The organism is Mycobacterium toneyamaense, from assembly GCF_055384815.1.
In genome coordinates this window covers 2,088,744-2,101,294 of sequence record NZ_AP040333.1, presented here as the reverse complement: position 1 = coordinate 2,101,294, position 12,551 = coordinate 2,088,744, and the positions used below count along the sequence as shown (strand labels likewise).

The following is a 12,551-nucleotide window of genomic DNA, read 5'->3' as shown; positions in this document are numbered from 1 at the left end:
ACGAAATCACGTAAGCCGAGGACTGCCGTTTGGTGACGGCAATCCTCGGCTCAGCGTTGTGGCGTGTTCAGCCGGCTTTGATCGCGGGCGGCGGTGTCTTGCCCTCTTTGACGTCGGCCGCGTAGAGGTCGACGTACTCCTGCCCGGACAGCCGCATCAGCTCGTACATGACCTCGTCGATCACCGCGCGCTCGATGAACCGGTTACCGGCCAGCCCCTCGAAACGGCGGAAGTCCATCGGCTTGCCGAACTTGACCTCGACGCGCGCGAAGTGCCACATCTTGCTTCCCGGCGGGTTCACGACGTCGGTATTGATCATGGCGACGGGAATGACGGGGATGCCGGTCTCGAGTGCGATGCGGGCCAGGCCGGTCTTGCCCTTGTAGAGCTTGCCGTCGGGCGAGCGCGTGCCCTCGGGGTACATGCCGAGCAGCTTGCCCTGGTCGAGGATCTTGGCGGCGGCGGCCAGTGCGTCGGCCGCGGAATCGGCGTTGGTGCGGTCGATCGGCACCTGGCCGGTCGACGAGTAGAAGAACTTGATCAGCTTGCCCTTGATGCCGGTACCGGTGAAGTACTCGGCCTTGGCCAGGAAGAAGATCCGGCGGCGCAGGACCAGCGGCAGATAGAAGCTGTCGACGACGGCCAGGTGGTTACTGGCCAGCAGAACGGGCCCCTCGTCGGGAACGTATTCCAGCCCCGTCACTTTCGGACGGCCCAGCAGGCGCAGCAACGGGCCCATCAAGATGTACTTGTAGAACCAGAAGAACATCGAACCTCCCGCTGAGGGCCCCCGGACGGTGCCCCCGACAACTTTACCCACCGACTGTCGGCCCGACCACAGCCCGCAGCGGACTGGTCATTCCTCCACAGATACCGGAATGGACTGGTATCGACCCGGCCCTGGTGGGCCGTCCGGATCGTCGGCCTGGCGGTGCCTGCCGCCCGGACCGGACGGGTCCGTCGGCGGCTCGGGGTGCGGGCCGACGGGCCCCTTGTCGGCGAGCGCGGCGCGCACCGCGTCGAGAAAAGTCGTGCTGTGTTCGGCAATGGCCGTCAGCATCGGGTGCTGTTCGTCGTTGGCCAGGGCGACCAGTGCGCACACCGGGCACCACACCTGGTTGCAGTCGCTCGGGTTCTCGCCGTCGGCGAGCATGGCCACGGACAGGCGGACGACGGGGTCGATCTTGTCGAGAAGCGCCTGGGCCAGCAGCCGCAGGTCCACCGGTAGGTCGCCCAGAGCGTCTGCCCCGAAATCGGTGTGCGTCACTTGGGCCACACCTCCGGGTCAGGGCGAAAACGGACGGTCAGTTCACAGCCGCGCAACGACGCGCCGGTCACGATGCAACGGCGCAGGACTGATGCCAACGGGACCCGGCGCCGGGTGCCACCCGAGCCGATGATCAGGTCGTCGTCGACGCGGCCCAGCGTCAGAGACCCCGGGTCGATTTGCGGCAATTCTATCCGGAGCCGGTAGACAGCGGCCAATCCTGAGCCCGATTCGCGGTCGACGATGGGCCGCGGCGGCGCGGGCGGCGGGGCGCCGTGCCGCAGCCGCGATGCCTCCAGCAGTTCCCCCAGGGCCTTCGGCCCGATGGGTTCGCCGGCCAGGTGCGGCACGAGCACCAGACGCACGTCGCCGACGGCTGCATCCAGGTCGCTGAGCATGCTGCGCTGCTCGGCGATCCGCTCGGCGTACCAGTCGAACGCGGGGTGCGCGGGCAGGTTCACGTACTCGTACGAATCGTCTTGGATCAGAACCTGATTCACGATCAGCTCGGATACGTGCACGCCCATCAAGGTGAGGGACGCCAGCGTCCGCACCGCCTCGGCCACCACCACCCGTTCCGGGGTGAGCACCAGATGCGCGGTGACGTCCGGCTGGTCGAGCAACTCCCCCAGCGCCTCGGTGGCGGCGGCGAGCCGCTCGACGAGCATGACCATGGCGGCCGTCTTCGCATCGGCCAGACCGACCGACAGCCGCCGGTGCCGCGGCCACGCCTTCTCCAGGTAGAGGGCGAACGCGCCGGGCAGCGTCAGCATCCGCATCGCGTCGGCCGTCGAGGCGCAGTCGACGATCACGTGGTCCCAGTTGCCCGACGCCGCCAGCTCGGCGACCTCGTGCAGGCCCAGCACCTCCTGAATCCCGGGCAGCGCCGAAAGTTCTTCCGGGGCAACGTCTCCGACATCGGACTCCGGGAACCGGGCGACCAGCACGGCGGCCACCTCGCGCCACCGGGCCTCCAGCAACGCCAGGGTGTCGAGCGCCAGGGCATCCAGCACGACGCCGGCACCGTCGTCGACGGGGACCTGTGTCGGCGTCCGCAGTCCGGTCGGCGGGACGTCCGCGCCGAGCACGTCACCGGTGGAATGGGCCTGATCCGTCGACACGATGAGGACCCGCTGCCCGGCCCGGGCGTCGCGTACCGCGGTGGCCGTGGCCACCGTCGATTTGCCTACTCCACCCTTACCGACGAACAGACTGATCCTGGCACGCCCAGCAGGGTCCGTGTCACTCAGACTCGACTCGCTTCTTGAGGTCCTTGAGCGCCGTGTCGGTCAGGCGCCGCTCTGCCTTGCGTTTGAGCAATCCGATCATCGGAATCATCAGATCGACCGACAGTTCGTAGGTCACCTCGGTGCCAGAACCCTTGGGCGACAAGCGGTATGTGCCTTCGAGTGCCTTCAGCAGCGTGCTGGACACCAGGGACCAGCTCACCGACTTGCGGTCGGCGGGCCACTGGTAGGCGAACACCATGGTGTCCTTGAGCACCGTGGCGTCGAGGACCATCCGCGCCGTCTTCGGGTAACCGTCGGCGTAGACGTCCAGGACCTCGGTCTCCGGGTACTCGGCGACCCAGTCGGGATATGAGCCGATGTCGGCGATCACGTCCATCACGGTCGCCGGATCGGCGTCGATGTAGATGGTCTGCGCAGTCTTGTCTGCCACGTGTCCACTTCCCCGAGTTTTTCGATGCCGGCGCGGGCGTCGGACGCCCGTCTGCCGAGCTCTCAATGTACCGCCAGCACCCGGCACTGGCGGGGTGATGCCGGACCTCAGGCCAACCGGGACACGCCCACCGGGCGGGTCCGCTCGAGATCGGTCTTGATCTCGAAAGCCATGTTCTTACCGGCCACCCGGCGACGGTGATTGAGGTCCGCCAGGTTCAGCTCCGCCAGCGCGGCGCCGGACACGCCCGTCGGCTCGGCGTGCAGGAAGTAGTGCAGCACGACACCGTCCATGACGGCCTCCAGCCACACCTCCATAGTCCCGGTCAGAGCACCGGTGACGGTCCACCGCTGCCCCGCCGGACCGCGGTCTTCGACGACCGTCAGCTTGAGGTCCGGCCACCAGCGCCGCCAGCTGCTCTGGTTCGCCACGGCGGCACCGACGGCGGCTGGGTCGGCGCACACGAAGGTCTCGTCGGCGATCTGGATGCTGTTCATCCCGACCAGCTTCACATACGCCTCCACAGTGTGATGAAGCACCCGACTACGCTGAGCACGGCATTGCTGTCACGGCACTGCTGCCAGTACCGCCTTGCCCTGACCCGAAAGGCCACACCGTGCGTGAGTTCAGCGTTCCCGCATCGTTCACCATCGGCGAATACGACAACGTCGTCGCCCCGGTGTACTCCCTCGAGCGCGATGACCCCAAACACGTAGCCATCCAGCGCCTGGTCGGAGACACCTGGACCGACGTGACCAGCGCCGAGGTGGCCGCCCAGGTGCGGGCCACCGCCCTCGGCCTGATCGCCAAGGGCGTCAAGGCCGGTGACCGTGTGGTGCTGCTGTCGGCGACCCGCTACGAATGGCCGATCATCGACTTCGCGATCCTGTCGATCGGCGCGGTGACGGTGCCCATCTACGAAACCTCCGCCGCCGACCAGATCCGGCACGTGCTGGCCGACTCCGGCGCCGTCCTGGCCTTCGCCGAGGCGGACTCCCACGCCGCCAAGATCGAGTCCATCCGGTCCGAGGTGCCCGCGCTAGGTGAGGTGCTGGTCATCGACGGCGGCGCCCTCGATCAGCTGGCCGACGCCGGCGCCGGCGTGGACCGCGCCGAGCTGGACGCCCGCCTGGCCGCCATCAAATCGAGCGACCCGGCCACCCTGATCTACACCTCGGGCACCACCGGCCGCCCCAAGGGCTGCCAGCTGACCCACGCCAACCTGCTGTCGGAGCTGCGCGGCGTCAAGGCCTGCTTCCCCGACCTGCTGGCCAAGGGCCAGAAGCTGCTGGTGTTCCTGCCGCTGGCGCACGTGCTGGCCCGCGCCGTCGCGGTGGCCGGCTTCAGCAACCAGGTGACCCTGGGCTTCACCAGCGACATCAAGAACCTGGTGCCGATCCTCGGGGTCTTCAAGCCGACGCTCGTGGTGTCGGTGCCCCGCGTGTTCGAGAAGGTCTACAACACCGCCGAGCAGAACGCCCGCAACGACGGCAAGGGCAAGATCTTCCAGATCGCCGCCGACACCGCCATCGAGTGGAGCAAGGCGCAGGACACCGGGGGCGCCGGCCTGCTGCTCAACCTCAAGCACACGGTGTTCGACAAGCTGGTCTACGGCAAGCTCAAGGCCGCCCTCGGGGGCAACTGCGTCGGCGCCATCTCCGGTGGCGCGCCGCTGGGCGCCCGCCTCGGCCACTTCTACCGCGGCGTCGGCGTCACCATCTACGAGGGCTACGGCCTGACCGAGTCCAGCGCCGCCATCACCGTCAACCGGGTCGGCGAGTTGAAGGTCGGCACGGTGGGCAAGCTGGTGCCCGGCAACAGCATGCGCATCGCCGACGACGGCGAGCTGCTGCTCTCCGGCGGCGTGGTGTTCAGCGGCTACTGGGGCAACCCGACCGCCACCGACGAGGCCTTCACCGGCGAGTGGTTCCACACCGGTGACCTCGGCGCCATCGACGACGACGGCTACCTGTCGATCGTCGGGCGCAAGAAGGAGATCATCGTGACCGCCGGCGGCAAGAACGTCGCCCCGGCCCCGTTGGAAGACGTCATGCGTGCGCACCCGCTGATCAGCCAGGCCATGTGCGTCGGCGATCAGGAGCCGTTCATCGCCGCGCTGATCACCATCGACCCCGAGGCGTTCGAGGGCTGGAAGCAGCGCAACAACAAGGACGCCGGCGCATCCGTGGGCGACCTCGCCGCGGACCCGGCCCTGGTCGCCGAGATCCAGAAGGCCGTCGACGACGCCAACCAGACGGTGTCCAAGGCCGAGGCCATCCGGAAGTTCCGGATTCTGCCGGTCGACTTCACCGAGGACACCGGCGAGCTGACGCCGACGCTGAAGGTCAAGCGCAAGGTGGTGGCCGAGAAGTTCGCCGCCGAGATCGCGGCGCTCTACAGCTAGCTAGAGAAGCTCGGCGAGCCGCTCGCCCTTGAGCTTCCACTGCCAGTTGTCGACGACGAACTGACGGCCGGCGGCGCCCATCGCGGCGCCCCGGTCGGGGTCGGCGAGGATGTCACTGACGGCGGCCGCAATTTCGGCGACGTCGCGACCGTCGACCACGTGGCCGGTCTCGCCTTCCACGACGGTTTCCGGTGCGCCCCCGGAGTCACCGGCGACCACCGGCACACCGCACGCCGAGGCCTCGAGGAAGACGATCCCGAGGCCCTCGACATCGAGACCGTTGCCCCGGGTCCGGCACGGCATGGCGAAGACGTCGGCCATCGCATGGTGGGCCGGCAACTCGTCGCCGGGCACGCCGCCGGTGAACACCACATGGTCGGTGACGTCGTAGCGCCGCGCCAGCTTCTGCAGGTCGTCGCGGTACGGCCCGTTGCCGACGATCACCAGTGCGGCGCCGTCGATCCGTTGCCGGATCTCGGGCAGTGCCCGGATCAGCATGTCCTGCCCTTTGCGCGGCACCAGGCGGGACAGGCAGACGATCACCGGCCGCTGCCCCAGCCCGTACCGGGTCCGCAACTCGGCCCGGGCCACCTCGTCGGGGACGAAGCGGTCGACGTCGACCCCGGGCGACAGGTATTCCAGCGCCGCGTCCGGCCCGAACGCCGCGGCGAACCGGTTCCGCGTGTAGTGGCTGACGAAGGTCACCACGTCGGTGTTGTTTCCGATGTGCCGCAACGCGTTTCGCGCGACGGGCAGCATCGACCACCCCACCTCGTGCCCGTGCGTGCTGGCCACCACCCGGGTCGCCCCGGCATCGCGGGCCAGCGGCGCCAGCAGCGCCAGCGGCGCGGCCGCACCGAACCACACGGTGTCGATGTCGTGCTCGGCGATGAGGCGGCGCATCCGCAGCGCGACGGTCGGCTCGGGCACCATCAACGTCGTCGGGTGGCGGACCACCTCGTACCCGGCGGCCGCGGCGGCCTTGTCGTATTCCGGCGCGCCCTTCCATTTCGGGGCGTACACCGTCAGCTCGTGCGACCCGCGGACGAGCAGCTCGCCGACCAGACTCTCCAGATACGACTGGATGCCACCGCGGCGGGGCGGAAAATCGTTGGTCAACAGCAGCACCCGAGACATCGCGGTCAGGCTATCGCGTCAGCCCCGGGCCGCGAGCCACCGCTGCCACGCAGCGGTCAACGCGTCGCGATCCGTGCCGAGGGTGGCGGTCAGCGCGGTGTCGAGGTCGGGATGCCCGGCGCCGCACGCCGCCAGATACAGCCGGCGCAGGACCGGATCGCCGAACTGCGCGCCGACGAACCGGGCGAACCACCAGGCGCGGTCGTAGGCCAGCGACAGCGCCGGTCCGGCCACCTGGAAGTCGGCGTTGGTGGGCAGCACCGCCATGCCGGCCGGCGCCGGTCGCGGGGTGCGCGGGCGGCTGACGTAGTCGGCGACGCCCTCGGTCAGGCACCAGGGCGCGTCGGCTGCCGTGACGGGCCGGGAGGCGTAGTGAAAAAGCTCGTGGCGCAACACGATTCGCAGCGCGCCGGGCCCCATCGCGGCGGCGCCGGGCGCGAACACGATGCGGTCGACGGTGGTGGCCGCGGCGAATTCTTCCTTCCCGCCGGCCAGTGCCCGGAACTCCTCGTCGGTGCCGGTGGTCACGATGGTGATCTGACGGCGCCAGTCGGCACCCCAGAATGCGGTGACCGCGGCGGCCGCGCCGTCGAGTTCGGCGGTGATGCGCCCCGGCAGCGTCGACCCGGGATCGAGGACCAGCAGTTCAGCGGTCCGGCCATCGGCCAGCCGGATGGTGGTCGGCGCCGTCGGCATCGGTGGCGCCGTCGGTGGCACGGACGGTGGTGCGGCGGCCGGCACGTCAGCCGCATGGCCGCGGCTCAGCACGAATGCGGCCGCAGCCGACTCTGCGGCGAGAAGGCCGAGAACTACGCGACGGGAGACGCTCAGTAGCGACGCACGTTGTAGATCGGCGCGTTGTCGACCGGCGCCACCCGCACGGGCACACCGAACGTCGAGGCGTGGACCATCATGCCGTCGCCGATGTAGATGCCCACGTGCGAGGCGTCGGAGTAGTAGCTCACGACGTCACCGGGCTGCATCTGGTCGCGCGACACCGGCTGTCCGCCGGCGGCCTGCGCGTAGCTCGAGTGCGGCAGCGAGATGCCGGCCTGCTGGAACGCCCACATCACGAGACCTGAGCAGTCGAACTGGCCGGGACCCGCGGCACCCCAGACATAGGGGTCGCCGATGCGGGTCAGCGCGGCCTGCACCGCGATGGCGCCGGCAGCAGTGCCGCTGCCATCCGACGGGGCGGGCAGACCCTCGACGGGCGGGTTGGGGCCGGCGGCGTTGATGGACGGATCCTGGCCCGGGGCCGGCGGCACCGCGTCCGGGTTCGGCGGGAGGCCGTCCGGGGCCGGGGCGGGCGGCGCAGCGGCCGGAGCCGGCGGAAGGGCGGCCAGCGCCTGCCGCTGGCTCGGCGTCAGCGCGGTGTAGCGGGACTTGACGATGGCGATCTGCACCTGCAGCTTGCTTTGCTTCGACTGCAGATCCGCACGCACGGCGGCAGCCTGCTCGGCCGCGGTCTTGGCTTCGGACGCCAGCTTGGCCGAGTCGGCCTCGGCCTTGGTGGCGGAGTCGGAGGCGCTGTGGAAGTTGGCCATCTGCACGGCCATCTCGCCGGCCATCACGCGCTGGACCGAGAGCTGGTCGATCAGCCCCTGCGGGGAATCGGCGGTGAGGATGGCGTCGATGCCGTCGGTGCGGCCACCCATGTACTGCGCTGCAGCAATCTTGTCGACCGAGTCCTGGTAGGTAGCCAGGTCGTTCTTGGCGACCTCCGCGGCGGCGGCCGCAGCCTCGTGCTTGCTGTCGGCGGCCTTGGCAGCAGCCAGCTTCTTGTCCAGATCGAGCTGCGCGGCGTGCATGGCCTCAGTGGTCTGCTCAGCCTGGCGCGAGAGCTCGTTGAGCTTTGCTACGGCGTCGTCCGCCGGATCGGCCTGGACGTTGCCCGCAAAGGCACTACCAAGTATGGTGAGCCCCGCGATCGCACCGGCTACTGGTCGTTTAAGACCGCAAATGGTGCGGTGCGTGCGGTGGAGACTCAAGATTTCGCGTCCTTCAACTGCGGGTTCGAGCCGCTTCGAACTCAGTGAGGTCTCGAATAGGTTACGAAACGGCATCGGCGTTGTCCAACGGGAATGGCCAATCTATCAGCCCGTCCCCCGATCCCGTTAACCAGCATCACAATGTGAGGGTCGTCACGCTACGCCCGTAGTGCTTGACTTTGTCTCGTTTTGAGTACCCACCCCTCCCTTGGGTCGGCCGATCGGAACCAACCGCAGCCGCGGCGCCATGCCGGCATCGGCGAGCACCTCGAGCGCGCGGCGCTCGTCGTCCAGCAGTGTCTCGGGCACGCCCAGCAAAACACTGACCACGCAGTCACCGCAGCCGGGACCGCGCACCGCGCAGTCGTCGCAGTCGATCTTGACCGGCCCGTTGTCGAACTTCATCTCTGACTCCTTCATCGGTTGAGGCGCACGCTAGCGACGTCCACCGACAAAAAAGTGCGGGTGATCAGCAACCGGATAACGGAATGACATCGATGGGATTTCTTGTCGGTGCCGGCCCCTACTGTCACGTCATGGGCTCCGGCAGCGCCACCGACCAGTTGGCTTTCGACCTCGACGAGGCGTTGCTGCGCGACACCACATTCGTGGTGGTCGACCTGGAGACCACCGGTGGCCGCGCCCGGGCGGACGACACCGGAGGCGGCTGGGACGCCATCACCGAGATCGGCGCGGTCAAGGTGCGCGGCGGCGAGATCATCGGCGAACTGGCCACCCTGATCGACCCGGGTCGCGCCATCCCGCCGCAGATCGTGCAGCTGACCGGCATCACCACGGCCATGGTCTGCGACGCCCCGCGCATCGAATCGGTGCTGCCCACATTCCTGGAGTTCTGCCGCGGCGCGGTCCTGGTCGCCCACAACGCGGGCTTCGACATCGGATTCCTGCGGGCCGCGGCCGAGCGGGCGCAGCTGCCCTGGCCCAACCCGCCGGTGTTGTGCACCGTCAAGCTGGCCCGCCGGGTCCTCACGCGCGACGAGGCGCCGAGTGTTCGGCTCTCGGAGCTGGCCCGGTTGTTCCGCGCCACCACCACACCCACACACCGCGCCCTCGACGACGCCCGCGCCACCGTCGACGTCCTGCACGGACTGCTCGAGCGCATCGGCAATCAGGGCGTGCACACCGTGGCCGAGCTGCGCGGCTATCTCCCGGACGTCACCAGGGCACAGCGCCGCAACCGCAAGCTCGCCGACGCACTGCCCAACTCCCCCGGCGTCTATCTGTTCCGCGGACCGTCCGAGGAGGTGCTGTACGTGGGCACCGCGGTCGATCTGCGCCGCCGGGTGCGGCAGTACTTCACCGGCGCCGACCCCCGCGCCCGTATGAAAGAGATGGCGTCCCTTGCCATTCGCGTCGACCACGTCGAGTGCGCGCACGAGCTGGAGGCCGGGGTGCGCGAACTGCGGCTGCTCGCCGCGCACGCGCCGCCCTACAACCGGCGTTCGAAGGCACCGCACAAGTGGTGGTGGGCGGTGCTCACCGACGAGGCCTTCCCCCGGTTCAGCGTGGTGCGCGCACCGCGACACGACCGGGCGGTCGGCCCGTTCCGGGCCCATGCCGACGCCGTCGACGCCGCGCTGCTGCTGGCGCGCTTCACGGGCGTGCGGACCTGTACGACGCGGCTGGCGCGCGCCGCCCAACACGGCCCGCAGTGTCCGGAGCGGGAACTGTCGCCATGTCCGGCGCCCCGCGGCATCACCGCCGGCGCCTACGCCGAATTCGCCGACCGGGCCGCGGAAAACATTGCCGGCGTTGACGATTCCGCGCTCTGCGCGGCAGTGAAACACATCGACGAGCTGGCGGCCGAGGGCCGTTTCGAGAGCGCGGCGCGGCTCCGGGACCACGCCGCAACCGTCATCGACGGACTGTGGCGCGGCCAGCGCCTGCGCGCCCTGACGGCGCTCCCCGAACTCGTGGCCGCCCGGCCCGACGGCGCCGGCGGCTGGCATCTCGTCGTGGTCCGGTACGGCCAGTTGGCAGCCGCAGGCAATGCGCCGCGGCGAGTCCCCCCGATGCCCGTCGTCGACGCGATATCCGCTGCGGCACAGGTGATCCTGACATCGGAGCGGCCACTGGGCGGCGCGCCCGTCGAGGAGGTCGCACTGATCGTGCGCTGGCTCGCCGCGCCCGGTGTGCGCATCGTGCGCACCGATTCCGGCGCCGGGCCGGAGGTCGGCTACTGCTCGCCGATCACCGCCGCGGGCCGGTGGGCCGAGTGGGCCGCCACCGCCCGGTCGGCCCGGGCGGCAGCGCAGCAGGCAGAGCGGTCAGACCTTCTGGGTGAACCGAGCCCACCGCGCGAGCAGCTGCTCGGCCGCACCCGAATCGATCGCCTCGGTGGCTCGGGCCAGGCCCCGCTCCCACGCCGGCACCCACTGGGCGTCGCTGGATAGCCCGGCATGAGCCACCATGGCCCCTGCGGCGTTGAGCACCACGGCATCCCGGACCGGACCCTTCTGGCCCGCGAACACCGCCCGCACCGACTCCGCGTTGGCCTTGGCGTCACCGCCGCGCAACTCGCTCAGGTCGGCCCGCGCGAAACCGAATGCCTTCGGGTCCAACGTCAGCCGCTCGACGGTGCCCGCCTGCACCCGCCAGATGGTGCTCGTCGTCGTGGTGGTCAGCTCGTCGAGCCCGTCGTCGCCGTGCACGACCAGGACGCTGGAGCCGCGCGCGGCGAACACGCCGGCCATCACCTCGGCCAGCTCTGCCCACGCGCAGCCGATCAGGCCGGCGCGCGGCATGGCCGGATTCGTCAGCGGCCCCAGGAGATTGAAGACCGTCGGCACCCCGATCTCCCGGCGTACGGACGACGCGTGCCGGTACGACTGATGGAACTGCGGGGCGAAGGCGAAGCCGATCCCCACCTCGGCGACCGAGCGGGCCACGTCGCCCGGCGACAGGTCGATCCGGACGCCCAGCGCCTCCAGGGTGTCCGCACCGCCCGACAACGACGACGCCGCGCGGTTCCCGTGTTTGATCACCGGCACCCCGCACGCGGCGACGACGATCGACGCCATCGTGGAGAGGTTGACGGTGTTGGAGCCGTCCCCACCGGTCCCCACGATGTCGACCACATCGCTGCCGATCGCGGCGAGCGCGTCGGCGGGCACTTTTCGGGCGTGTCGCAACATCACATCGGCGAGCTCGGACACCTCCGCGGAGGTGGGTCGCTTCATCTTCATCGCAATGGCGAATGCAGCGATCTGCGCCGGCGTGGCGGTACCCGTCATGACCTGGTCCATTGCCCACCCCGCCTGACCCGCGGCAAGGTTCTGGCCGGTGGTCAGCCGGCCCAGGATCTGGGGCCACAACGGCCCGTCGGTGGTCGGTTCCTGATGAGGATCGGTGGTTGGCACGGACCCGATTATGGCCAATGTCGGCACCCGGGTGGAGTTCAACAACTACAAAGCGTCATACTTACCGCTGTGACGAGCGCTGTAGGTACCTCCGGAACCGCGATCACGTCGCGGGTGCATTCGCTGAACCGGCCGAATATGGTCAGTGTCGGCACCATTGTGTGGCTTTCCAGTGAGCTGATGTTCTTTGCTGGACTGTTCGCAATGTATTTCACCGCGCGCGCCCAGGCAGGCGGCGTATGGCCGCCTCCCCCCACGCACCTGAACCTGGCCGAGGCCGTTCCGGTGACGTTGGTGCTGATCGCGTCGTCGTTCACCTGCCAGATGGGCGTGTTCGCCGCCGAGCGCGGTGACGTCTTCGGCCTGCGCCGGTGGTACGTCATCACCCTCCTGATGGGCGCGTTCTTCGTCGGTGGCCAGGCGTTCGAGTACTTCATGCTCGTCGAAGAGGGCACCACGATTCCGAGCAGTGCCTACGGGTCTGTGTTCTACCTGGCGACCGGTTTCCACGGTCTGCACGTCATCGGTGGTCTGGTCGCATTCGTGTACCTGCTGGCCCGCACGAAGATGAGCAAGTTCACGCCGGCCCAGGCCACCGCTGCCATCGTCGTGTCCTACTACTGGCACTTCGTCGACATCGTGTGGATCGCCCTGTTCGCCACCATCTACTTCGTTCGCTGATCGGCTCGCCG

The 12,551-nt window shown here is 69.2% G+C and carries 12 protein-coding genes and 1 pseudogene; 3 read left to right on the top strand and 10 right to left on the bottom strand.

The window, feature by feature from the left end; all coding sequences use genetic code 11:
• Positions 1-67 precede the first annotated feature (67 nt).
• From ACZ5IQ_RS10185 to ACZ5IQ_RS10165, 5 genes are all read right to left on the bottom strand, one after another.
• On the bottom strand, positions 68-769 hold the full coding sequence (locus ACZ5IQ_RS10185; protein WP_020103590.1) for a lysophospholipid acyltransferase family protein: 702 nt from the start codon (positions 767-769) through the stop codon (positions 68-70).
• Between the two features lie 87 nt (positions 770-856).
• A complete protein-coding gene (locus ACZ5IQ_RS10180) occupies positions 857-1,267 on the bottom strand; it encodes a hypothetical protein (RefSeq protein ID WP_212812089.1) in 411 nt (136 codons plus the stop codon).
• The gene (locus tag ACZ5IQ_RS10175; protein WP_133427016.1) at positions 1,264-2,517 is read right to left on the bottom strand and encodes an ArsA family ATPase; all 1,254 of its coding nucleotides are present in this window, start codon (positions 2,515-2,517) and stop codon (positions 1,264-1,266) included. Before ACZ5IQ_RS10175 ends, ACZ5IQ_RS10180 begins: the two co-directional genes overlap by 4 nt.
• Positions 2,510-2,947, bottom strand: a complete 438-nt coding sequence (locus ACZ5IQ_RS10170) for an SRPBCC family protein (protein WP_061006816.1) — start codon at positions 2,945-2,947, stop codon at positions 2,510-2,512. Before ACZ5IQ_RS10170 ends, ACZ5IQ_RS10175 begins: the two co-directional genes overlap by 8 nt.
• 107 nt (positions 2,948-3,054) lie before the next feature.
• On the bottom strand, positions 3,055-3,444 hold the full coding sequence (locus tag ACZ5IQ_RS10165; RefSeq protein ID WP_061006822.1) for a polyketide cyclase / dehydrase and lipid transport: 390 nt from the start codon (positions 3,442-3,444) through the stop codon (positions 3,055-3,057).
• Positions 3,445-3,563: 119 nt separating this feature from the next.
• Between ACZ5IQ_RS10165 and ACZ5IQ_RS10160 the strand changes: the two genes are divergently transcribed.
• Positions 3,564-5,351 carry an AMP-dependent synthetase/ligase gene (locus ACZ5IQ_RS10160; RefSeq protein ID WP_138248626.1) on the top strand — a complete coding sequence of 596 codons (1,788 nt, stop codon included), beginning with the start codon at positions 3,564-3,566 and terminating at the stop codon, positions 5,349-5,351.
• Here the strand turns inward: ACZ5IQ_RS10160 and ACZ5IQ_RS10155 are convergent, their stop codons facing one another.
• The 4 genes from ACZ5IQ_RS10155 to ACZ5IQ_RS10140 form a co-directional block, all read right to left on the bottom strand.
• Complete coding sequence (locus tag ACZ5IQ_RS10155; RefSeq protein ID WP_464481183.1) at positions 5,352-6,488, bottom strand: glycosyltransferase family 4 protein; 1,137 nt, start codon at positions 6,486-6,488, stop codon at positions 5,352-5,354.
• Between the two features lie 18 nt (positions 6,489-6,506).
• The gene (locus ACZ5IQ_RS10150) at positions 6,507-7,184 is read right to left on the bottom strand and encodes a peptidase (RefSeq protein ID WP_244872599.1); all 678 of its coding nucleotides are present in this window, start codon (positions 7,182-7,184) and stop codon (positions 6,507-6,509) included.
• A gap of 131 nt (positions 7,185-7,315) precedes the next feature.
• Complete coding sequence (ripC, locus tag ACZ5IQ_RS10145; RefSeq protein ID WP_244872600.1) at positions 7,316-8,479, bottom strand: peptidoglycan hydrolase RipC; 1,164 nt, start codon at positions 8,477-8,479, stop codon at positions 7,316-7,318.
• Between the two features lie 153 nt (positions 8,480-8,632).
• Positions 8,633-8,899: a hypothetical protein gene (locus ACZ5IQ_RS10140; RefSeq protein ID WP_244872601.1), complete on the bottom strand. Its 267-nt coding sequence runs from the start codon at positions 8,897-8,899 to the stop codon at positions 8,633-8,635.
• Between the two features lie 68 nt (positions 8,900-8,967).
• On the opposite strand from ACZ5IQ_RS10140, the pseudogene ACZ5IQ_RS10135 reads away from it, so the two are divergent.
• A pseudogene (locus ACZ5IQ_RS10135) lies at positions 8,968-10,830 on the top strand (DEDD exonuclease domain-containing protein); the annotation flags it as partial.
• Here ACZ5IQ_RS10135 and trpD read toward each other — a convergent pair.
• Entirely contained in the window at positions 10,768-11,877 is a 1,110-nt protein-coding gene (gene trpD / locus ACZ5IQ_RS10130; protein WP_406775021.1) for an anthranilate phosphoribosyltransferase, read from the bottom strand. The pseudogene ACZ5IQ_RS10135 and the gene trpD overlap by 63 nt on opposite strands.
• Positions 11,878-11,928: 51 nt before the next feature.
• On the opposite strand from trpD, the gene ctaE reads away from it, so the two are divergent.
• Complete coding sequence (gene ctaE, locus ACZ5IQ_RS10125; RefSeq protein ID WP_064985843.1) at positions 11,929-12,540, top strand: aa3-type cytochrome oxidase subunit III; 612 nt, start codon at positions 11,929-11,931, stop codon at positions 12,538-12,540.
• Positions 12,541-12,551 lie beyond the last annotated feature (11 nt).